At 71.4% G+C, this 23,070-nt stretch carries 15 protein-coding genes; 10 read left to right on the top strand and 5 right to left on the bottom strand.

Annotated features, from left to right (window positions below; genetic code table 11):
* From D7V88_RS20905 to D7V88_RS20870, 8 genes are all read left to right on the top strand, one after another.
* Positions 1-1,376 (top strand): TolC family protein (locus D7V88_RS20905; protein WP_147448794.1); only part of this gene is annotated, 1,376 nt, incomplete at its 5' end.
* Positions 1,364-2,548, top strand: coding sequence for an efflux RND transporter periplasmic adaptor subunit (locus D7V88_RS20900; protein WP_120542412.1), 1,185 nt, complete (start codon positions 1,364-1,366; stop codon positions 2,546-2,548). The genes D7V88_RS20905 and D7V88_RS20900, both read left to right, overlap by 13 nt.
* A 9-nt stretch (positions 2,549-2,557) precedes the next feature.
* Positions 2,558-5,758, top strand: a complete 3,201-nt coding sequence (locus D7V88_RS20895; protein ID WP_120542411.1) for an efflux RND transporter permease subunit — start codon at positions 2,558-2,560, stop codon at positions 5,756-5,758.
* A gap of 86 nt (positions 5,759-5,844) precedes the next feature.
* Positions 5,845-7,704, top strand: a complete 1,860-nt coding sequence (locus tag D7V88_RS20890; RefSeq protein ID WP_120542410.1) for a cyclic nucleotide-binding and patatin-like phospholipase domain-containing protein — start codon at positions 5,845-5,847, stop codon at positions 7,702-7,704.
* Positions 7,701-8,669, top strand: a complete 969-nt coding sequence (locus tag D7V88_RS20885; protein WP_120542414.1) for a 3-oxoacyl-ACP synthase III family protein — start codon at positions 7,701-7,703, stop codon at positions 8,667-8,669. Before D7V88_RS20890 ends, D7V88_RS20885 begins: the two co-directional genes overlap by 4 nt.
* On the top strand, positions 8,666-9,415 hold the full coding sequence (locus D7V88_RS20880) for a lysophospholipid acyltransferase family protein (protein ID WP_120542409.1): 750 nt from the start codon (positions 8,666-8,668) through the stop codon (positions 9,413-9,415). The genes D7V88_RS20885 and D7V88_RS20880 overlap by 4 nt, the downstream gene beginning before the upstream one ends.
* Before the next feature lie 117 nt (positions 9,416-9,532).
* Positions 9,533-11,818, top strand: a complete 2,286-nt coding sequence (locus D7V88_RS20875) for a hypothetical protein (protein WP_120542408.1) — start codon at positions 9,533-9,535, stop codon at positions 11,816-11,818.
* A gap of 79 nt (positions 11,819-11,897) precedes the next feature.
* Positions 11,898-12,641: a 3-keto-5-aminohexanoate cleavage protein gene (locus D7V88_RS20870; protein WP_120542407.1), complete on the top strand. Its 744-nt coding sequence runs from the start codon at positions 11,898-11,900 to the stop codon at positions 12,639-12,641.
* Positions 12,642-12,740: 99 nt separating this feature from the next.
* Here D7V88_RS20870 and D7V88_RS20865 read toward each other — a convergent pair whose 3' ends face one another.
* Complete coding sequence (locus D7V88_RS20865) at positions 12,741-14,792, bottom strand: SEL1-like repeat protein (protein WP_120542406.1); 2,052 nt, start codon at positions 14,790-14,792, stop codon at positions 12,741-12,743.
* A gap of 92 nt (positions 14,793-14,884) precedes the next feature.
* Here D7V88_RS20865 and D7V88_RS20860 point away from each other — a divergent pair, with 92 nt between their 5' ends.
* On the top strand, positions 14,885-15,751 hold the full coding sequence (locus D7V88_RS20860; protein ID WP_120542405.1) for an SDR family NAD(P)-dependent oxidoreductase: 867 nt from the start codon (positions 14,885-14,887) through the stop codon (positions 15,749-15,751).
* On the opposite strand, the gene D7V88_RS20855 is transcribed toward D7V88_RS20860, so the two are convergent.
* Positions 15,741-16,625 (bottom strand): methyltransferase domain-containing protein, encoded by an 885-nt coding sequence (locus tag D7V88_RS20855; protein WP_208726384.1) that lies wholly within the window; start codon positions 16,623-16,625, stop codon positions 15,741-15,743. The two genes, D7V88_RS20860 and D7V88_RS20855, sit on opposite strands and share 11 nt — an antisense overlap.
* Positions 16,626-16,632: 7 nt before the next feature.
* Positions 16,633-20,208: a serine/threonine-protein kinase gene (locus D7V88_RS20850; RefSeq protein ID WP_120542404.1), complete on the bottom strand. Its 3,576-nt coding sequence runs from the start codon at positions 20,206-20,208 to the stop codon at positions 16,633-16,635.
* Positions 20,209-20,406: 198 nt separating this feature from the next.
* Between D7V88_RS20850 and gor the strand changes: the two genes are divergently transcribed.
* The gene (gene gor, locus D7V88_RS20845) at positions 20,407-21,840 is read left to right on the top strand and encodes a glutathione-disulfide reductase (protein WP_120542403.1); all 1,434 of its coding nucleotides are present in this window, start codon (positions 20,407-20,409) and stop codon (positions 21,838-21,840) included.
* Positions 21,841-21,843: 3 nt separating this feature from the next.
* Here the strand turns inward: gor and D7V88_RS20840 are convergent, their stop codons facing one another.
* Together D7V88_RS20840 and D7V88_RS20835 are read right to left on the bottom strand one after the other, a co-directional pair.
* Entirely contained in the window at positions 21,844-22,587 is a 744-nt protein-coding gene (locus D7V88_RS20840) for an immunity 52 family protein (RefSeq protein ID WP_120542402.1), read from the bottom strand.
* A gap of 12 nt (positions 22,588-22,599) precedes the next feature.
* Positions 22,600-23,070: Tox-REase-5 domain-containing protein (locus tag D7V88_RS20835; protein WP_244238281.1), on the bottom strand; the 471-nt coding region annotated here is incomplete at its 5' end.

The raw sequence follows: 23,070 nt of genomic DNA, 5'->3' as shown, positions 1-23,070 counted from the left end.
CGCCCGCGCCCACCCCTCCCCGCACCGATCCGAATCCGGACGACGTACCGGACGTGCCGCCGCCCTTCGAGGCGAACGTGTCGGATCCGCTGCTCGCCCCGGCGCCCGCGGCGCCGCTCCAGCTCACCTCGTGGAACGAAGCGCTCACGCTGCTGCGCCAGCGCTCCACCGACCTCCAGGCCGCCCTGGGACAGATTGAAGTGGCCGCGGGGGCGTGGCGCATCGCACTCGCGAACCTGCTGCCCAGCGTCACCGGCACCGTGGGCGCCCAGTACAACGTGCTCAACCCCAGCTTGATCGCCGTCGGCGGTGGCGCGGGCGGCGGCCTGGGCGGCGGCGTGGGCACTGGAGCAGGCATCACCCCCACGGAGCTGCTGGGCGTGGGCACGATCGCCGCGTCCGTGCCGGTGGTGGACCTGGCCAGCCTCTACGCCCTGGGCAGCGCGAAGGAGAACCGCCGCACCGCCGCCCTGTCGCTCGCGGAGACGCGCCGGCAGCTCACCCGCGGCCTCGCGCAGGCGCTCGTCTCCGTGTCCTCCACGGAGCGGCTGGCGGAGGTCAACCGCGTCAACCTGCGCACCGCGCTGGAGCGCCTGGCCCTCGCGCAGCGCCGCTTCGAACTGGGCGCTGGCACCCGCCTGGACGTCGTGCGCGTGGAGCAGGACGCGCAGGCCGCCCGCCGCAACGTGGTGACGGGCGACGAGGACCTGCGCCAGGCGCGCGAGTCCCTGGGGCTCGCGCTGGGAACCCCCTCCGCCGTGGGTCTGGCGAAGGGCCTGGAGCTGAACACGCTGCTCCAGGGCGCCAAACAGACCTGCCATCCCCTGGAGTCGCTGGAGCGCCGCGCGGACATCGCCGCGGCGCGCTCGCGGCTGGTGGTGGCCGAACGCGCGATTGGCGAGGTGAAGCGCCAGTACGCGCCCACGCTGGACCTCACCAGCAACACCACCGCGCTCACCGTCAACCCGGGCTTCGCGGAGGTGCCCATCTGGAACATCGGCGCCAGCCTCGTGCTGCCCTTCTGGGACGGCGGCGCGCGCGAGGGCCGGCTGCGCCAGACGCGGGGCCAGTTGGAACAGGCCCGCGCGGACGCCGTCGCTCGCGAGCGCAACGTCGTCGTGGAGGTCACCCAGGCGAAGCGCGCCGTGCAGGTGAGCCTGGAGACGCGCGAACTGGCGGACCGCGAACGGATGCTCGCGGCGGAAAATGACCGGCTCTCCCGCCGCGGCTTCGAGGTGGGCACCGGAACGAGCCTCGAGCTGGTGGACGCGGCCGGGGCCCTGCGGCAGGCGGAGCTGGCACTCGTGATTCGCGACTTCCAACTGCGTCAGGCGCAGGTGGACGCATTCTTGTCGGAGGCAGCATGCGAGTGGTGAGGGGTGGTTGGGGTGCGTGGGGACTCGTGCTCGCGCTGGCGGGCGGCTGCAGCGGCGGAAAAGAGGGAGACGGTCCCAAGGGCGGCCCGCAGACGCCCGGCGGTGGCAAGCCCATCCCCGTGCAGGTGCTCCAGGTGGCGCCCGGAGAGGTGCGCGACACCAGCGAGTACGTGGGCACGCTCATCTCCCGGCGCAGCATCACCCTCTTCCCGCAGGTCGACGGCTACGTGCAGTCCATCCCCGTGCGTCCCGGCACCCCGGTGAAGCAGGGCCAGGTGCTGCTCGTCGTGGACCCCCGTCGGGAACAGGCGAGCCTGCGCGCCACCCAGGCCCAGAAGGCCTCCGCGGTCGCCAGCCGCGAGTTCGCTCGCAAGACACGCGAGCGCAGCGCGCGGCTGCTCAAGGAAGGCCTCGTCAGCCGCCAGGACTACGACCAGGCCGTGGCCCAGGCGGATCAGGCCGTGGCCCAGGCCCAGGCGGTGGAGGCGCAAATTCAAAACCAGCAGGTGCAACTGGGTTTCTTCAAGGTGAGCGCCCCGTTCGACGGCATCGTGGGCGACATCCCCGTGAAGCTGGGCGACTACGTGACACCCCAGACGGGCCTCACCATCGTGGACCAGAACGCGCTGCTGGAGTTGTCCGTGCAGGTGCCGGTGGCCCAGGCCGCCCGCGTCAAGACGGGCGAGACGCCGCTGGAGGTGCTGGACGCGGACGGAAAGCCCATCGTTCGCGCGCCCGCGTTCTTCGTCGCCACCACGCCCAACCCCATCACCCAGTTGGTGGAGGTGAAGGCCGCCTTCCAGAACAACGGCGCCCTCAAGGCCGGGCAGTTGGTGCGCGCGCAGCTCGTCTATGACGTGCGCGAGGCGTTGAAGATGCCCACCACCGCGGTGACCCGGCAGGGCAGCCAGGCCTTCGCCATGGTGGTGGGAGAAGGCGACGCGGGCACCGTGGTGAAGCGCCAGCCGGTGACCCTGGGACTGGTGCAGGGCAATGACTACGAGGTGCTGAAGGGGCTGGACGCGGGCACGCAGGTGGTCGTGAGCGGCGTGCAGCAATTGCGCGACGGCATGGCCATCCAACCCCAACCCGTGCCCGAAGGCCGGGACGAAGCCATGCCCCAGGCGCCCCCCCAACAGGGCACCGGCGGCGGCGCGGACGCGGGCCAGTAGGGGGATGCCATGAACTTCTCCGACTTCTTCATCAAGCGCCCCGTCTTCGCGAGCGTGCTGTCCATCCTCATCACGCTCGTGGGCGCCATCTCCATCCCGGGCCTCCCCATCGAGCAATACCCGGAGCTGGCGCTGCCCCAGGTTCAAATCACGGCCACGTACACGGGCGCGTCCGCGGAGACGGTGGAGAGCTCCGTCACCACCGTGCTGGAGCGCCAGCTCAACGGCATGGAGGGCATGCGCTACCTGTCCTCCACCAGCACCAACGACGGCCAGAGCACCATCATCGCCACCTTCGATCCGTCGCGGGACCCGGACCTGGCGGCGGTGGACGCGCAGAACCGCGTGGCCACCGCCACGCCGCAGCTTCCCGCCCAGGTCAACGCCCTGGGCGTCACCGTGCGCAAGGCGCAGACCCAGTTGCTCGTGTCCTTCGGCGTCTACGACAAGCAGAAGCGCTACGACACGGAGTTCATCAGCAACTACGCGGACGTCTTCATCCGCGACGCGCTGTTGCGCGTGAAGGGCGTGGGCGACGTGCGCATCTTCGGCGAGCGCCGCTTCGCCATGCGCCTGTGGCTGGACCCCACGGAGCTGGCCCGCCGGAACCTCACCGCGCAGGACGTCATCAACGCGCTCGAGGAGCAGAACGTCCAGGTGGGCGCGGGCAAGGTGGGCCAGGCGCCCTCCTCCAAGGACCAGGCGTACCAACTGTCGCTCCAGGTGAACGGACAGTTGTCTTCAGCCAAGGAGTTCGAGGCCATCGTCGTGCAGCGCGGGGCGGACGGCGCCCTGGTGCGCATCCGCGACGTGGGCCGCGCGCAGCTTGGCGCGGAGAACTACGCGCAGTTGTTGCGCTTCGACGGCCAGGAGGCCGTGGGTCTGGGCATCACCCAGCTTCCCGGCTCCAATGCCTTGCAGGTGCGCGAAGGCGTGGAGGCGGAGCTCAAGCGGCTGTCCGTCAACTTCCCGCCCGGCCTCACCTACAAGGTGGCCTTCGACACGACGCTCGCGGTGAGCGCGTCCATCCGGGAGGTGCTCGAGTCGCTGGGCGAGGCCATCCTCCTGGTCATCATCGTCATCTTCATCTTCCTGCACGGCTGGCGAAGCGTGCTCGTCGCGGTGACGACGCTGCCGGTGTCGCTGGTCGGCACCTTCATGTTCGTCAACGCGTTTGGCTTCTCGCTCAACACGCTGACGCTCTTCGGCCTGACGCTGGCCACCGGCCTCGTGGTGGATGACGCCATCGTCGTCATCGAGAACGTCGAGCGCGTGATGGAGCACGACAAGGTGGATGCGCGCGAGGCCACATCCCGGGGCATGCAGCAGGTGTCTGGCGTCGTGGTCGCCACCGCGCTGGTTCTCTCCGCGGTGTTCATCCCGGTGTCCTTCTTCCCCGGCACCACGGGCTCCATCTACCGCCAGTTCGCGCTCACCATCGCGTTCTCCATCAGCCTGTCCGCGCTGGTCGCCCTCACGCTGTCCCCCGCCCTGTGCGCGCGGCTCCTGCGCGCCAACGAGGGCAAGAAGTTCCTGCCGGCGCGCAAGTTCGACGAAGGACTGGACGCGCTGCGCCGGGGCTACGGGAAGCTGCTGGGCTTCATGCTGGGCAAGGCGCGGTGGCTCGTCGTCGCCGCGTTCGCCGTGTTCCTCGTCGCCACCGGGCTGCTCTACCGGGCCGTGCCCAGCGGCTTCATCCCGGACGAGGACCAGGGCTACCTCATCGTCGCGGTGCAGGGCCCGGAGGGCACTTCGCTGGAGTACACGCGCCAGGTGCTCCTCCAGGTGGAGGGCATCCTGCGCGAGCAGCCCGAGGTCATCGACATCTTCACCGTGGGCGGCTTCTCGCTCCTGGGTACGGGCGCCAACTACGGCGCGCTCTTCATCAACCTGAAGCCCTGGGAGGAGCGCACGAAGCCGGAGGAGAGCGTGGCCGGACTCGTGGAGCGGCTGCGCGGTCCCCTGGGACGGGTGCCCGGCGCGCGGGTGCTGCCCCTGCAACCGCCCGCCATCCGCGGCGTCGGCAGCGTGGGCGGCTTCGAGTTCGTGCTGGAGGACCAGGAGGGAGGCCACTCGCTGGAGGAGCTGTCGCAGGCCACCCAGGCGCTGGTGGGCAAGGCGGCGCAGGAGCCGCGCCTGCGGGGCGTGTTCTCGTCGTACTCGGCGGGCTCTCCCCAGCTCAACATCGAGGTGGACCGGGAGAAGGCCAAGGCGCAGGGCGTGTCCCTGAGCGAGGTGTTCGCCACGCTCCAGGTGTACCTGGGCAGCCAGTACGTGAACGACTTCACCTTCGCCAACCGCGTCTACCGCGTGTTCGTGCAGGCGGCCACGCCCTTCCGCGACAACCCGAAGGACATCGGCAGCTTCTACGTGCGCTCGGAGTCCGGCGGCATGGTGCCCCTGGAGGCGCTGGTGAAGGTGACGCCCGTCTCCACCGCGCAGAACATCACCCACTACAACCTCTTCCGCTCCGCGAACCTCAACGGCCAGGGCAGCCCCGGCGTCAGCACCGGGCAGGCACTGCAGGCCATGGAGGACGTGGCCAAACAGGTGCTGCCCGCGGGCTTCACCTACGAGTGGACGGGCCTGTCGCTGGAACAGAAGAGCGCGGGCAACACCGTGCTCGTCATCTTCGCGCTGGGCATCATCTTCGTCTTCCTGGTGCTGTCCGCCCAGTACGAGAGCTTCGCCCTGCCCTTCGTCGTCATGCTCGCGGTGCCCGTGGCGATGCTGGGCGCATTGCTGCTCCAGACCGCGCGCGGCCTGGTGAACGACGTGTTCTGCCAGGTGGGGCTGGTGATGCTCGTGGGCCTCGCGTCCAAGAACGCCATCCTCATCGTGGAGTTCGGCGAACAACTGCGTGCCCAGGGACAGGGCGTGGTGGAGTCCGCCATCAACGCGGCGGAGACGCGCCTGCGGCCCATCCTGATGACGTCCTTCGCCTTCCTCTTCGGCGTGGTGCCGCTGATGCTGGCCAGCGGCGCGGGCTCGGCCGCGCGCAAGTCGCTGGGCACCACCGTCTTCGGCGGCATGCTCTTCTCCACCTTCGTGAACCTCATCTTCATCCCCGTGCTCTACGCACTGGTGGAGGGCGCGCGCACCAAGGTCCTGAAACACCGCAAGCCCGGCAACTCCACGGGGGACCCGCCGGCTTCACCGCCGCCGTCCATCCCTCCTGAGAGGGATCCACTCCCGCCCCAGCCCGCGTAGAACATCGCTGACACCGACCCGCACAGCGGGCAGGCGCTCCGGTGCGCTATCCGGCACCGAAGCGTCTGGTTATCATTGGACGACGCATGGCTTCTCCCCTCACGGTCGAAGAGCGGCGTCGGTGGCTGTACACGTTGAGACAGGCGCCCATGCTGCGCCACACCCGCACGTCCGTCCTCCTACGCCTGCTGGGAAGGGCCCGACCGGTGGATCCCGTTCCAGGCGAAGGCATGTGCCAGGAGGGCCAGGAGGTGGACGGCGTCTACCTGCTCCGCTCGGGCGAGTGGAAGGTGACGGCGGGAGGGGTGGTGCTCCTGCACCTTCGCTCGGGCATGTCACTGGGAGTGGAGGCGCTCGCGCGAGGCATCTGGCCCGTCACGGCGACGTCGGTGTCCGCGTCGCAGGCGCTGTTCATTCCTCGCGCGGAACTGGAGGTCGCCGCGGGCGCGCCCCGCCATGGCATTCCAGGCCCGGGGCCGCGCGCGGACGTGGTCACCTTCCAGACGCAGGGCCTGGAGCTGCCACCCGCCGTGTTGTCGCTGCTGGTGGAGCTGGTGGCGAAGGTGATGGTCCACGACTTCGGGGACCGCGTGCTGCTGCTGCGCGCGGGCAAGAAGCGGACGGAGGGCGCGGTGCGCGGTCCGGACGGGGTGTTCCGCCGCACCGTGGGGCACTCGGCGCCGCTGCTCGCGGCCGCGCTGGCCCAGGAAGCGGACTTCGACTGCGTGCTCCTGGACGGGCTCGCGGCGCCGGAGGGCGTGACGGCGCGCGAGGTGCGGCTCATCCCTTCTGGCGACGCGGCCGTGGGCATGGCCGGAGCGTCGGTGCTGCCCACGGTGCTCCTGTCGCCGTGGCGTCCGCGTGCGAGCCCGACGCTGCGGGGCCGGCCCCTCCCGGACGAGGACGGCTGGGACGAGGACGCGCCGCCCCCCCTCTGCCGGCTGCGGCTGGACTGGGAGCGGTTGCGGTTGGTGGTGCGGCCCGGGGACACGCGCCCGCTGACCGCGCTGGGACTGGACGCGGGCACGCGGGATGCGCTGTCACGCTGGGCGCGCGCCATCACCGGCCGGCGCGTGGGACTGGCGCTCAGCGGCGGGGGCGTGTGGGGCTTCTACCACGCGCACATCCTGCGGCGGCTGACGGCGCTGGAGGTGCCGGTGGACTTCCTGAGCAGCTCCAGCATGGGCTCGCTGGTGGGCGCGTACTTCTGCGGCACCGCGCGCGACGGACGCGAGGGCCTGGATGGATTGCGCAGGCTGCGCCACCGCGCCAGGAGCGGGCACCTGACCGCCGCCGCGCTGTCGTCGGTGGTCACCACGCAGGCCATGGAGTGGCTGGTGCGGGGCGACCTGGGAAGCCTGGCGCTGGAGGAGCTGCCCACGGGCTTCCTGCCGGTGACGACCGACCTGACCACGGGCCGCTGCGTGGTGCTGGAGAAGGGGCCCCTCGCGCGGGCGGTGCGCGCCAGTGGTTCGGCGCCGGGGGTGTGGGCGCCCACGCTCCAGCCGCCCGCGAGATACGTGGACGGGGCCTTCACCAGCATGGTGCCGGTGGACGTGCTCTTGAACGCGGGCGCGGACCTGGTCTTCTCCAGCAACATCTTCCCGACGAGCCACCACCAGGCCGCGCGACCGCTGCTGCCCGGACCGGTGGGGCTGTTCCTCTCCGCGCTCAACCCGGTGGCGCGGGCCATGGACCTGCTGACCAGTGGCGTGTTGCTGTTGCATCGCAATGGCGACCTGGAGTCGTCGCGAGGGGACCTGCGCTACGACGTGGGCACGCGCGACCATCCGCTGCTCGGCTCCATGCGCTTCACGCACGTGGACGACGTGCTGGACGAAGCCGCGCGCGACATGGCACTGGAGCAGAAGCTGCTGGAGTTCAAGCAGGCGTGGGAGACCCTGCGCATGCGCCGGAACGCGTCTGGCGGAAGGAGGGCCGCGTGATTCCCGTTCGCATCCTCGGCACGTCCAGCGTGCTGCCCGGCCCCGCCGTGACGACCGCGGAGGTGTGCGCGCGCGTGGGGCGCGACCCGGCGGAGGTGGAGAAGAAGACGGGCATCCGCACGCGGCACTTCGCCCCTGCCGGCACGCGCGCGGCGGACCTGGGGGCCCAGGCCCTGCGGGGCGCGCTGGACGCGGCGGGCCTGGAAGCAACGGCGCTCCGGCGCATCCTCTTCGTGTCCTCCATGGGCGGGGATGTCACCACGCCGGCCAATGGCAGCCGGGTGGCGGCGGCGCTGGGCCTGTCGGGCACGTGCGACGCGATGGACGTGGGCAACGCGTGCATGGGGTTTCTGAGCGCGTTCGACCTGGCGGCGCGCTCGGTGGCCACGGGGCTGGGGCCGGTGGGCGTGGTGTCGGTGGAGTTGCTGTCGCGCACGACGCGGCCGGAGGACCCGAGGCCCTATCTGGTGCTGGGCGACGCGGCGGCGGCGGTGGTGCTGGGCGAAGCGCGGCCCGGGGAGGGCGTGCTGGGCGTGGCGTTCGGCAACGACGGCACGCTGCCGCCGGACGTCGTCCTGAACAACCCGCACCTGACGGGCGAGCGCGAAGGCATGCGCTTCCTCACGCCCGCGAAGGACATGACGCGCGTGGCGCTGGGAGCGCTGACGCGCGCTGCGACGGCGGTGCTCCAGCGCGCGGGGCTGACGATGGCGGACGTGGAGTGGGTGCTCACGCACCAGCCGAACGGGAGCATGTTCGCGGCCATCCTCCAGGCCCTGGAGGTCCCCCTGGAGAAGAGCGTGACGGTGGTGGACACGGTGGGCAGCGTGGGGTCCGCGTCGCTGGGAACGGGCTTGGACCGGCTGTGGCGCACACGGCCGGTGAAGCCGGGGGACCGGGTGTTGCTGGTGGGCGTGGGCGCGGGCGTGGCGCACGGCGCGGTGCTGTACCGGGTGGGCGGTTGACGGCGACAGGGAGCGCGGCGAGGGCCGCGTGGCTGACGACGTTCCGCCTGCTCCAGCGCTACCACCGCTACGAGGTGGTGAACCTGGAGCCGCTCTTGCGGCCGGGCGCGAAGCTGCTGGTGGGCTACCACGGGCGGCCCCTGGCGGTGGACCTGTGCATGCTGACGGTGACGGTGCATGACCGCCTGGGCTACCTGCCGCACGGCATCGCGCACGGCGCGTTCGACAGCCTCCCCGGCATGCGGCAGGTGGCGGACGGCCTGGGCTTCGTCACCGGGGATGGACCGCGCCTGGCCGAAGCGGTGGCGAAGGGCGAACACGTGCTGGTGCAGCCGGGCGGCACGCGCGAGGGCTGCCGCGACTTCCGGCACCGCTACCGCGTGGACTGGGGCGAACGGCTGGGCTACCTGCGGCTGGCCGTGCGCTACGGGTTGCCCATCGTGCCCATCGCGGGCCACGGCATGGACGACGCGTACGTGGGCCTGAACGACGGCTATGCCTGGGGCAAGCGCATGCACCTGCCCGGACGGCTGCCATTGTGGCTGGGCGTGGGCGCCACCGGCCTGTGGCCGCTGTCCCTGCCGTTCCCCGTGAAGATGACGCAGTGGGTGGGCGAACCCCTCACGCGCCACCTGGAGGCCGGCTTCGACGCCGCGGACCGGGACGCCCTGCTCACGGTGCACCGCGACGTGACGGGCGCGGTGCAGGGACTGCTGGACGCGGCCCGCGCGCCGCGGGCGCAGTAGAGACAGGCCCACCCTCCGGGTGACGCCGAGCCAACACACCCACCTCCCCGGAGGCAGACGGTCCCGCGCACATTCGCGTGCGACGCTGGTCCGGCTGTCGACCCTGGGGGGAATGACATGAGCTGGAGCATCAACGTACCCGCCGCGACCACGCTGGACCTCGCGCTGGGTGATGCCGCGCACGGGCAGGCGGTGTGCAGCGCGGAGGCAGGCGTGGCACGAGCCATCCCGCTCTCGGGGGGGACCGTGTCCCTGGAGGCCGCGCTCCGGGTGCCCGTCGAGCTCTTCAACGGACAGGAAGATTCGGACGCCCACGGCATCATCGGCAGGCCCACGGGGAACACCGACGGCACCGAACCCGAACCGCTCTTCACGCCCGACGGCGCCGCGTGCTGGTTGAAGTACGCGGCCGAGCTCAACGCCCAGGCCAGCGGCGAAGGCAGCTTCCCCTTCGTCGCCGTGAGCGGCAGCGGCGTCGTCAACGTGCTGGTGGCGGACTACCGCCGGCATGCCCCCAGCCGGACGCTGGGCGATGCGCTCCGCAACGACGTGAAGACCCTGCGACTGCCCTTCCTGCTGGAGGACGTGCATGCCCTGGCGGTGGGTGACGCGCTGTCGTTCCAGACGCGCATCCAACTGAAGGCCGGGCTCTCCCTCTCCTGGCCCGCGGTGACGTCCACGGTGGTGGCCTCGCTCGCGCGGCGCGTGGGCGGACAGGTCGGCCTCCAGCTCAAGGCCGAGGTGGGCGTGAGCCTCGGCGGGACGCTGAAGCTGGAGGACGAGCTGCGGCTCGTCTTCTCCCGCATGGAAGGCGGCAGTGCGTTCCACGTCTCCATCCGCAAGGCCGTCACCTCCGCGGTCTCCGCCGGCATGAAGGTGGGCGTGACGCTGGATGTCGCCTCGCCGCTGCTCACCGCGCTGCTGAAAGCGGTGGCCGACACCACCCAGGCCCAGAGCGTGTCGAAGATTGTCGAGGGCCTGGACAGCGGCACGCTGGGCACCGTGCTGGTGCCGGTCGCCACCTCGCTGTTCGGGGCGCTCGGCTTCAAGCAGGAGTTGGACGGCACGCTGGACACCGTCAAGAAGGTGCACACGGAGCTGAAGGGCCTCATCGAGAACAGCGTGAGCACCGCGCTGCAGGCCGGCTTCGAATACGAGTACGCCCACACCGCCGGGGACGCGACGCTGATGGAGCTGGAGGTGCCCGTGGACGCGCTGTCGGACGTGCACGCCGCGCTCATCTCCGGGGACCTGGTCAGCATCCAGCGCAAGACGAAGGACGCATGGGTGCGCCGCTACTTCCACATGCGCACCACCGGCATGCAGCGCACCCGGGGCTTCGGGCTGGGCTGGCGCGACATGTTCATCGCCAAGGTGGAGGACCGAAAGCAACTGAAGGCCGTCACCCAGCACGCCTCGCGGGACCACGCGCACGGGCCCCGCCGCCATGCCTTCCAGGGCATGCGCTCCTACCAGCACGAGGGCTGGCTCGCCGGGAACAAGGTGCTCCAGGGCATCGACTTCAACGCGCAGATGCCGGCGTTCTCCACCCGGCCGAGCGCGGATGCGTTCGACTACGCCTTCTTCGCCCAGTCCCGCGTGGAGGGCACCCTGTCGCTCCAGGAGCTGGCGGATCAAGCCCGCGTCTGGGGAGCGCTCCGCGATGATGCCGCCGTCGAACCGCTGAGCCGGCTCTTCCAGTCCGTCCCGCGCGGCACCCGCGTCACCGCGCGGTTCGAGGCGAGGCTCGACGCCGCCACGTTCCGCAAGCTGCTCCGGAAGATGGGCACCGACCCGGAGCTGGAACGTCAGGCGTTCGCGGTGGCGCTGGCGCGCGCGCTGCCCCGGGACTCCGTCGCGTCGCGCGAGTCCCCTTCAGTCCGCCAGAAGCTCTACGCACCCCTGTGGAACACGTACCTGCTGCAACAGGGCAAGGGCTGGTCGAAGGAGTTCATCACCAACAGCGTGGGGGCCCACTTGAAGAAGCAACTGGGCGCGGGCGGGCTGGTGGCGTGGAACTGGGAGCAGTCCCGGCACTCGGGCGGAGGCCCCACGGCCGGCACCTTCATGGGGGTGATGGAGGGCGCGTCGAAGTACGGCGGCGACACGGGCGGCCAGCCCTACGGGAACATCTTCGTCATCTGGCAGCGGCTGACGCATGCGCTGCATGACCTGCAACAGGCCATCGATGCGCGCAGCCCCCTGCCCGAGGATCCGGAGCGCTCGCTCATCGCGCGGGCGTTCGAACCGCTGGAGGACTCGGGGTCCAACCCGTTCCGGCTCACGGCCACCGTGGCGTGGTTCGTGGAGCTGGCGCGGCACTGGGGCTTCCGCGAGGAGCTCCAGCCGCTGCTCGGCCTCAAGGTCGGGGAGCAGGAGGAGCTCCTCCTCACGTCGCTCTGAGGCGATCCGGTGTCTTCCACGGACGGGGGCGGCGCTTTTTCCTGGCCGCGCCCGTGCGTCCGAAGAAGGGTGGGCGCCGATGCTGCTCAAGGCCTGTCTCAATGGAGCCCGCGCGGCCACCGCGCATCCGCGTCTGCCCGTCACGCCCGAAGCGCTCGCGCGGGAGGCCGCCGCCTGTCACGCCGCGGGCGCGGGTGCATTCCACGTGCATCCGCGCGATGCACGAGGCTCCGAGTCCCTGGACGCGGCCGACATCGGCGCGGCGGTGGTGGCCCTGCGTCACGCCTGTCCGGGGGTGCCCGTGGGCGTCAGCACCGGCGCGTGGATGCTTCCGGACGCGGAGGCACGCCGCGCGCGCATCGCGGCATGGGCCGCGCTGTCCTCCGACGCCCGACCCGACTTCGCCTCCGTCAACCTCTCCGAGCCCGGCTGGGTGTCCATCGCGGACACGCTGCTCGACGCGGGCATCGGCGTCGAAGCGGGCGTGTGGTTCCCGGAGGATGTCCCGCGCCTCGTGTCCTGGCCGCGTGCTTCCGAGTGCTTGCGCGTGCTCGTGGAGACGCAGTCACCGGATCCGGAAGCCGCGTGTGAGCAGGCCCGGACGCTGGTGGACGCGCTGCGCGCCACGGGCCTTGAGCGTCCCCTGCTCGTCCACGGTGACGAGGGCGGCGCGTGGGCCGTGCTCGAATGGGCACGGCGCCATGGCTTCGATGCGCGCATCGGGCTGGAGGACACGCTCGTGCTGCCGGACGGAAGCACTGCCCCGGACAACGCGGCGCTCGTGGCGCAGACGCGGGTTTCGCTCCTGTCCTCACCGCGATAATGCAGGCTGTACGCGCTGCCGGCTGAACGTGACACCAGGAACGGCGCTGCGCTCGTGGGCCTTTTTCCCGTCACGCGCCGGGGCCCCCGACCACGTCACTCACTGACAGGACGCGGGACGCTCGTCGTCGGGCTTGAGCTCGCAGGACCTGCGACGGGCCGCATCAGCCCGAGGCCCGTTCTGGGCGGTCCCCAGCCCGTAGCGCAGGTTCCTCTCCGTCAGAAGACAGCCCAGCCAGCTTCCGCGCTCACAGGCCCGTGAGGCGAAGTCCGCCGAGCGCGCCGGGTCATGGGGTCCCAGCCCCTTGTCGCCATGCATTCGCGCCAGGAGCAGGCAGCCCTCACCGCTGCCTCCCGTGCAGGCCTGTTCACCCCACCGGAGCGCCCGGGTAACATCGCGGACCACCAGGGCCCCCTTCTCGTAGGCGGTGGCCGCATCGGCGCAGGCATCAGGATTGCCGCCGGACTGGCACGCGATGCGCTGCGTGCGCACGAACGCGTCTTCCGGCGGACCGAGCAGGTTCAACTCCTTGCATGCCGGCATCAGCCGCGTCTTGCACGCCTGCCGCTTGATGCGCTCCAGGTTCGCCGGCTCCCTTTCCGCGGCCACCCGCGACCGCGAGGACTCCGAGAGGAGCTTGGAACAGGACCGGGAACTCTCATGGACGAAGCATCCCCGCTCCAGGGCCCGCATCACCCGGGGCTGATTCTCGGGTCCGGCATCGGAGAGCACGAGATGATCCGCCAGGGCGCGGCACGCCTCGCCGCCACTGGCCCACGAGCAGGTCTGCTCCAGGAACGACATCCCCAGCGTCTTGTCCTGCGGCACGCCCGGCGCACCGAACAGGTACGCGTTCCCCATGGCCATGCACCCGGAAGCATCCCCTCCATCACAGCCCTTCTTGAAATCCACCAGGGCCTGCATCGCGTTGGAGACCGCCCCTGACTCGCCATTCTTCAAGAGCCAGCCCCGGCGCGTGCAGGCATCGGACCGCCCGACCCTGCACGCGGCGTCCAGCCGCACCAGCGGATCCAGCGAGGCAGCGTCCGGCCCCGGCGCTGCGCCCTGGAGCCGCAGCGACTCCAGCACCGCCTGCTTCGGCTCCGCGCGCGGCGTGGAAGGCAGGTCCAACCGCAGCGACTCCAGCACCGACTGCTTCGGCTCCGGTTGCGCCTCGCCCTCGGGCGTGAGCCCCAGCATGCGCCGCATCGCCGCGCAGCCCTCCTGCACCTCCTGGTCGCACGCGTGCTTGTAGAACACCGTCGCGCGGCCCGGGTTCTCCTTCACGGAGGCGCCCTTCTCGTAGGCGATGCCCATCAGGTAGCACGCCATCCCCTTGCCCACGCCCGTGCCGGCGGCGTCACACATCGCGCGGATCTTCTCCAGCTTCGCGCCCTCCTCGGGCGTGACGGCCGGCTGCGGCGTCGCGGCCACGGCCGATGCGCTCCGCTCGCACGCGCGCTTCAGGCCCATGCCACACGCCTGACGGAAGTAGCTCGCGGCGAGCCTCGGGTCCTTGCGCGTGCGCGTGCCCGAGTCGAACTCCTCCGCCACCGTCTCGCACGCGGTCGCCACCTGACGGTTGCAGGCCTGCACCAGCCGCCCCATGCCTCCGGCCACGTCCTGGGGAAGGCCGAAGCCTCCCATCAGCATCAACGCACCCAGGTTGTTGCACGACAGGCCGTCATCGTGGGCGCACCCCTGCTGGAAGAAGCGCACCGCTTCGGGCTCGCTCGCAGGCACCCCGCGTCCCTCGCTGTACAGCAGCGCCAGTCTTCCACAGCCCTCGCCGATGTCGCGCTCACAGGCCTGCGCGTACAGCTTCGCCGCCGCCGCCGCGTCCTTCGCGACGCCCCGCCCCTCCTCCTTCAACACGCCCAGCGCCGCGCAGCTCCGCGTGTCCCCACCGTCGCAGCCCAGCTCGTACAGCGTCGCTGCCCGCGCCTCGTCCTTCGCGACGCCGTCGCCCTTCAGGTGACGCTCGGCGCTGTTGAAGCACGCCTCCACCCGGGTCCCCCCGCAGGTGCGCAGGTACAGCGTGGAGCGCGTGTCCTCCGCGGTCGCCTCCTCGGAGGAGGCATGGGCACAGGCCACGAGCACGGCGAAGGCCGGCACCACCAGCCACACGAAGAGGAATCGGGATGAGGGCATGAAGCCATCCTTCCACCCGTGCGAAGGCCCGGTCGAGAACCCCCACCGTCACCCGAGCCCTCCCCACAGCGGCTTCCTATGATTGCGGCACCATGCAAGTGCCACGACATCCTGAAGAACCTCCTCCGAACGGCACCCTCCCACGGGGCGCTCCCGACCCACGCTGGGCGTTGATCCTCGGCGTTTCATCGGGGACGGGCGCGGCCATCGCGGAGGCCGTCGCGCGCAAGCCGGGCCTGGACATCTTCGGCGTGCACCGGGGCCGCTACCCGGAGGCCGCGCTCCAGATGGAGGCCCGCGTGCGCGCGACGGGCCGGGACCTCTTGCTGCGACAGGCGGACGCCTCCACGCCCGAGTCCGCCGAGGCCGGCGCGGATGAGCTGCTCGCGCGCGCGGGCCCCCGCAGCGTGAAGCTGTTCGTCCACGCCATCGCGGGCGCGGCCCTGGGGCACTTCCTGTCGGACGGGCCGGACCGGCTGCACCCGCGCCGCGTGCAGCGCACCTTCGACTGCATGGCGCACTCGTTCGTGTACTGGACACAGGCGCTGGTGAAGCGCGACCTGCTGGCCCCCGACGCGCGGCTGCTGGGCCTCCAGAACCCGCTGGATGAAACGCAGTTGGGCAACACCGGCCTCATCAGCGCCGCCAAGGCCGCGCTGGAGATGTACATCCGCTATCTGGCGGTGGAGCTGGGCCCGAAGGGCCACCGCGTGAACCTGCTCAAGTTCGGCACGGTGATGACGCCCGCGCTGCACCACGTCTATTCGCCGGAGGCCCTGGCCCTGCTGGAGCAGCGCCACGCGGCCATGAACCCCGCGGGGCGCATGTGCACGGTGGAGGAGGTGGCGCGCTTCGTCTGCGTGCTCACCGGCGACGAAGCGGGCTGGTTCAACGGCGCCACCATCGACTTCACCGGCGGCATGACGCTGCGGCTGCTGGACCTGGTGCTCAACCCGTGACGGCCGGCTCCAGCGACGGAACGCGGAACGTGAGGCAGTAGTAGAAGGGTGACACCTGTTCCTCGATGACGCCTTCGGCGTTGAGCGGCAGCAGCGCGCGCGGACTCTTCGCGTCGCGCGTGTAGAACGTGAGGGCGCGGAAGGCCGCGCGCTGGAACAGCGACGGCTGGAGGCTCGAGTCCAGTTGCTCGTCCACCACCACCAGCGGCGTGCCGGGGCGGGCCACGCGCGACATCTCCAGCAACGCGACCGCGGGCTGGCGGTAGCCACCAATGCCGCCCACGTGGAAGACGCGGTCGAACGTCGCGTCGCGGAAGGGCAGCGCGTGCGCGTCCGCCAGGAGCAACCGGGTGCCTTCCAGGCCCCGGCCCCGGCGCTTGCTGCCCAGGCGCTTCTCGCACTGCGCCAGCATGCCGGTGCTCAGGTCCAGGCCCCACACCTCCACCGCGAGTCCCGGCGGCAGCGCGCCCCGGATGCGCGGCAGGTTCGCGCCCGCGCCCACGCCCACCTCCAGCACCCGCACCGGCTGCCCGTCTTCACGAGGCTTGAGCGAGCTCAACTCCAGCCGCCGCATGTACCCGTCGCGCATCCGCGACTCGGAGACGGACTGGAACAGCGGCGTCAGCACGGCCGTCAACGGATCATGCAGCGCGGGCAGCCCATCGTAGATGTGGCGCATCAGCCGGTCGGTGCCGCGCACGCGGTCCTCGCGGTACAGCCGGGCCATCCCCTCCTCCACCTCCCACGTCTCGCCGCAGCCGCCGCAGCGCAGGCGTCCCTCGGTGAGCCGGTCGTCCTCGTTCTGCCCGTGCCACACCAGCCGGCCCCGGCAGTCCGGACACGCCAGGAGCGCCACATCCTCCACTCGCATCATGCCGTCATCACCCTGCCAAGCCTTCCGCCATGCCTGCCACCAGCAGGGGCCGCCCCTGCTCCGCCACCGCGCGCGCCAGGTCCTCGCGCGCCTCCAGCCGGGTGAAGTCCTCCACCGCCCGTCGCAGCAGCTCCGCGCGCTCCGGGGCGTCCCCAGGCAGGTGACGGGCCCACTCCAACCGCGCGCGCGCCGCCTCGTAGGGCATCTGGCGCTTCTCGGACTCCACGATGCACCGCTGCCACGCACGGAAGGCCTTGCCGTGCCGGCCCGCGAGCCACGCCTCGCAGCCGCGCCACAGCCACGCCGCGGGCTCTCCGAAGGGGAACACCCGGGCGAAGTCCTCCACCGACTTCAGCGCCGCGCGAGCGCTGTGCGTAAGCGCCTGCAACCCCGGGCCCGGCGTCTCCCGCGCCCACAGGGTGAGCAGCACCTCCGCCACCGTGATGGCGCCGAAGTAGACGAAGTGCGCCACCGGCTTGCCGGCCGACAGCCGCACCAGCGCCTTCTCCGCCGCCGCGCGCGCACCCGCCGCGTCGCCTTCGCGCAGGCACAGGAGCGCCAGCGTGCCGTCCACGATGATGCGGTCGGTGGCCCCGCCATGTCCTTCCGTCCACGCGAGCGCCGGCTCCAGCGCGGCGCGGGCCCGCGCGTGGTCTCCCAGCCGCAGCAGGATGTACGCGCGATAGTGCATGGCCCAGTGCTGCGTCTGCACCGCGCCCCGGCGCACCGCGGACGCCTCCAGCCAGTCCATCAGCGGCAGCCCGCGCGCGAACTGGCCCTGGTAGCAGAACGCCACGTTGAGTAGCGCGCGGCACTCCTCCGCCAGCCGCAGGTCGCCCACCGAGTCCACGATGGACGTCGCGCGCACAAGCCACGCCTCCACGTCCTGCCAGCGCGCCTGGTACACGGCGCACACCGCGTTGCGGTTGAGCACGTAGGCCAGGTCCGACGGGCGGCCCACGCTTTCGGCCACGTCCTGCGCCCGCTTCACCCACGCGTCCGCCACGCGGTGCACCGGCACCGTGCCCGCCACCACCGCCATCACCGTGTAGCCGCGCGCCAGCTCCGGCGTGGGCCCCGCGGGCTCGCACAGGTTGAGCATGCGCAGGCCGCTCCAGAGCACCGGCAGCGCTTCCTGCGCGTAGATGAACGCGTCGGTGAGTCGCATGAGCAGCCGGCCCGCCACCCGCCGCGCCTCGCGCCTGCGCACCGAGTCATCCACGTACGCATCCGGCCGCGCGCTCTGCGCCAGCCGCGACAGCGCCTGCACCAGCGTGCCCACCATCCACCCTACGCGCGTCGTCGGCACGGGCCAGCCGAAGTGCGCGAGCGCCGCCTCCGCGTGCACGCGGAACGCCTCCAGGTCTCCCAGTTGGAAGCGCGCCTCCGCCAGCAGCGCCTCCACCTGGCCCTGCTCCAGCGACGTCGCGTCCGGGGCCCCCGCCAACGCCCGGGACAGCAGGGGCAGGGCCTCGCGGCACGCGCCCACCGCCAGCGCCTCCTCGCCCGCGCGCCGCGCGTGGAGCGCCTCGCGGGCCGTGTCCTGGGCCTGGCCCCAGTGGTACGACAGCGCCGCGGCGTGGCCCGTGGGGTGGGCCGCCTCCAGCGCCTGCGCCGCGCGCCGGTGGAGCGCGGGCCGGAACGCGGGGGACAGGTCCTCCAGCAGCCGCTCCCGCAGCTTGTCGTGCGCGAAGCGCCAGCGTCCGTCCGCCACGTCCAGCACCGCCGCCGCCGCGCAGTCGGTGAGCCATGCCTCCACGTCCACGCCCGGCGCCGCGCACTGGAGCACCAACAGGTCCAGCTCGCGGCCGAGCAGCGCCGCCACGTCCAGGAGCGTCCGAGCGTCCCGGGGCACCTTCTCCAGCCGGCGCTGCACCAGCGCGCGCATGCCGCCGGCCCACACGCGCTCCGGCAGCACGCGTCCGCCCAGCCGGTCCAGGCCGCCCGCCTCCTCCGCCAGCGCGCGCACCACCTCCACGAGGAAGAAGGGGTTGCCCTCCGACTCGCGGCGCAGCAGGCCCACCACGTCGGGCCGGCGACCGACGGCGCCCAGCATGGACTCGCCCAGGAGCGCGATCTCCTCCGAATCCAGCCGGGGCAGCCGCAGCGTCTGGGTGCCGGGCAGCCGCTCCGGCAAGAGTGGGGACTCGTCGTCGCGGAAGCTCGCGAGCAGCAGCAGCGGCAGCCCGGGGGCGCGCGCCGCGAGCTGGGTGAGCAGTTGGAGGGATTCGCTGTGCGCCTGGTGCAGGTCCTCCAGGATGACGACGGTGGGCTGGGGCAGCCGGCTGAAGAGGTCCTCCACCGTCTGGTGCAGGCGCAGTTGCGCCATCTCCGCTTCCAGCTCCGGGGCGGCCGGCACCGCGCGGCCCAGGAGTGCGTCCATGTCCGGCACCAGCGGCTTCAGGACGCGCGCTTCCCGGTCGGACAGCTCCGCGAGCATCGGCAGCCAGCGCAGCACCGCGCGCCACTCCTGGTACGGCACGCCGCCGGTGTCCACCGCCTGGCCCCGCAGCACCACCGCGCCGCGCACCAGGGCCAGGGAGCGCACCTCGTCCAGGAGGCGCGACTTGCCCACGCCGCTCTCCCCACCGATGAGCCACGCGCTGCCCTGGCCCGTGAGCGCGCGGTCGAGCACGTCCGTCAGGTGCTCGCGCTCGCTCGTGCGGCCCACGAAGCGCGCGGACTGGAGGAAGCTCTCGCGCGTGGCGGCGGACTCGGCGGGCACGGGCTGGCCGGTGGCGTTGCACAGCGCGGCGATGACGGCGTCCGCGTCACGGGGCCGGCGGTGGGCGTCCGGGGCCACCAACTGCTCCAGCACGGCCCGGAGCGCGGACGGGAAGCCCGGCGTCGCGAACACCTGGCCGGCGTGGGGCAGCCGGCCGAAGAACATCTGGCACGCCATGGCGCCGAAGCCGAAGAGGTCGGTGCCCTCCGATGGGGGCTGGTCCTCGAAGAGCTCCGGGGCCAGGTAGCCCGGGGTGCCGGCCGGGTGCGCGCGGCGGCCCTGGTCGCGGCCCACCGCGAGGCCGAAGTCCAGCACCTTCACCTGGCCGCGCACCACCAGCACGTTCCCGGGCTTCAGGTCGCGGTGGATGATGCCGCGCCGGTGCAGGTACGCGAGCGCCTGGAGCGTCTGCACCAAGAGCCCCACCTGCGTGGGCAGCGGCGCGTCCGTGCCGGCCTCCACCAGCGTGCGCGCGTCCTCCAGCAGGTCCATGGCCAGGTAGGGCCGGCCCTCGCTGTCGAAGCCGTAGTCCAGCACGCGGATGACGTGCGGGTGGCGCAGGGACACCAGCGTCTGGAACTCATGGGCCAGCGACAGCGCCATGCCCTGGGTGGCGAAGGCGGAAGGGGTGCCTTTTCCGGGCCGACGCGCCAGGTCCGCCACCGTCTTGTGCAGCCGCTTGAGGGCCACCAACCCGGACAACCCGTCCTGGGCCCGCCACACGGTGCCCGCGCCGCCCCGTCCCAAGAGGTCGAGGATGCGGTAGCGGCGCCCTACCACCTCCGGATCACCTTCCGGGGGCACGTCAGGGTCCGGCACGTCCGTGCGGAGGGGTGTCTGGCAGGAGGAGTGGGACATACGGGGGGGCCGCCCTGGATGCGAGGATATCCCCCCTTCCCGTGCGGGAGGGGATTGAATGCAATGGGGGCAATCGAGGCAGGAGGCGCTTCGGACCCTGGTGGGCGGACCGGCGGGCAGGGCCCGACCGGTTCCTTCCCTGCGGGAGCGCGGGGCACCCTTCTTGAAACACGCCTTGAAACATGCGGGAGGACGGCGATGGCGGGCTACGACTTCGATTTGTTCACGGTGGGCGCGGGCTCAGGCGGCGTGGCGGCCAGCCGGCGCGCGGGGACGTCCGGGGCGCGGGTGGCCATCTGCGAGGAGGGCCGAGTGGGTGGCACGTGCGTGCTGCGCGGGTGTGTGCCCAAGAAGCTGCTCGTGTACGCGGCGCACTACCGCTACGACATGGAGGACGCGGCCGGCTACGGCTGGACGGTGAACGGGCCCGCGCTGGAGTGGAAGCGGCTCCAGGAGAAGAAGGCGAAGGAGTTGGATCGCCTGACGGGCATCTACGGGCGGCTGTTGCGCGACTCGGGCGTGACGCTGGTGGAGGGCCGGGGCCGGGTGGTGGACGCGCACACGGTGGAGGTCGCAGGCAAGCGGTACACGGCGGAGCGCATCCTCATCGCGACGGGTGGGCGGCCCTTCCTGCCACAGGTGCCGGGCATCGAGCACGCGCTCACGTCGGAGCAGGCGCTGGAGCTGCCCGAACTGCCCCGGCGCGTGGCGGTGGTGGGTGGCGGCTACATCGGCGTGGAGTTCGCGGGCATCTTCACGGCGCTGGGCGTGAAGGTGACGATGTTGATTCGCGGCGACACGGTGTTGCGCGGCTTCGACAACGACGTGCGCGCGGCGTTGACGGAGGAGATGCGCAAGAAGGGCGTGGACATCAAGCCGGAGACCTTCGTCGAGGACATCGAGAAGCGCGAGGACGGCACGCTCAGCCTGATGACGCGCATGGGGGACACGCTGGAGGTGGACGCGGTGCTGTACTCCACCGGGCGCGTGGCCAACACGCAGGGGCTGGGGTTGGAGGAGGCGGGCGTGAAGCTGGACGCGCGCGGGGCGGTGGTGGTGGACGCGCAGTCACGTTCGTCGGTGGAGAGCATCTACGCGGTGGGGGATGTCACGGACCGCATCAACCTCACGCCGGTGGCCATCGCGGAGGGTCGAGCGATGGTGGAGACGCTGTACCGGAACAACCCGGTGACGATGGACCACGAGAACGTCCCGTCCGCGGTGTTCAGCCAGCCGCCGGTGGCCACGGTGGGGCTCACGGAGCGGGAGGCCATCGAGCGGCACGGCCGGGTGGATGTCTACGTCTCCAGCTTCCGGCCCATGAAGCACACGCTGACGGGCCGCGACGAGCGCACGATGATGAAGGTCGTGGTGGAGCGCGGCACCGAGCGCGTGCTGGGCTTCCACATGGTGGGCGCGGACGCACCGGAGATCATCCAGGGGCTCGCGGTGGCGCTGAAGTGCGGCGTGACGAAGAAGCAGCTCGACGCCACGGTGGGCATCCACCCCACGGCGGCGGAGGAGTTCGTCACGATGCGGGACAAGCGGCCCGACCCGTCGGAGAGCGCCACGCTGCTGGAGCTGGGGCGTGAAATCGTGGCGCCTCCGGACAAGGGGCGCGGCCAGGCCTGACCGTCAGGGCGAAGCGGGCTTCAGGAGGCCCGCTTCGGCCAGAAGCTCGCGCACGCGCTGCGCCAGCGCGATGTGCTCGGGGTTGGCCACGGTGAAGCGCTCGGGGGTCAGGACGATCAGCGTTCCCCGGTCCTCCACGGGTTCGATGCGCACGGGGGCAGGAAGCGGGGGCACGGTGCCCTGTTGACGAGAGAGGTAGGTCACCCAGCCGAGCCACTTGTCGGCCTTGCCATCCTTGTCGTCCTCATCCCGATGTGTGCGGGACATCGCCGCCACCCAATCGGGTTCCCAGGCAACAGCCATGCTGCGCACCACGCGAGCCAATGCGGGGGCCGTGAACAATCGCTCCGCATTCGCTCCCTGGCTGGGGAGCGACAAGAAGCAGGAATTGGACACCGCTTCCGAGTATCCACCGCAGAAGATGCGCAGGTCCGCACAGTCACGACCGGCTCCACCATTGTCGAACCAGAAGCCAAAGCCTAGTGGCTCAATGGCCGGCCCCCCTCGCTCACGGTTGGCCCCACGTCGGAACAATTCGGTGAGGGTCACGACATCCGGCGGCATGAGCGGATGCTTTCGCGCGTCTTTGCGCGACTTCGCAGGCTTGTACCAGTGGGAGAGGAACGGGTCACACTCAGCCAGAAGGTTGAGAAAGCTCGCTGTGCGACGAGCGCACTCCTCGGGAGACTCCTTGCGGGGTCCCCAGTAGGCTCCTGCAAAGAAGGTATCGGGATAGGTCACGTTCATCAGGTCCTCGACTTAGAGCGCAGGAGTGTGGACGATTTCGACCACATCAACACGAGCGCGCTTGAAGAGTTCGCGGAAGGCATCGACGGCAGATTTCTCAGCGACATGCCACCGGACGGAGATGCCCATGCCACGAACCTTCTCGGCCTGTCGTCTCGCCTGCTCAATCAACCCCTGGGCTCCCGAATTCTTGAACCATTGCTTGGGCTCCAGCCCCTCGAAGAACTTCGCATAGCCCGGCCCCTTGGCTTCCCGTAGCACGCCGTCCGAGAACCCATCGAACTTCACGCCACCACTGTTCCTGCCCACGCCGCCGACCCAGTAGGCCTCATCCGCCGAGTGCCCCGAAATCTGCTCCTGGTAGCGACGGGCCCGCGCGGACATCGACTCCTCGGCGGGCCCCCACTTACCGGGCCCGGGAGGCGGAGTCGCCGTGTTGGCCCGCTGAAGCAGGATGGCCGCCCCAGGCCCGCCCCCCAGCAC

Source organism: Corallococcus terminator, from assembly GCF_003611635.1.
In the GTDB taxonomy this organism is placed as follows: domain Bacteria; phylum Myxococcota; class Myxococcia; order Myxococcales; family Myxococcaceae; genus Corallococcus; species Corallococcus terminator.
This window is presented reverse-complemented; position numbering and strand designations above follow the sequence as displayed.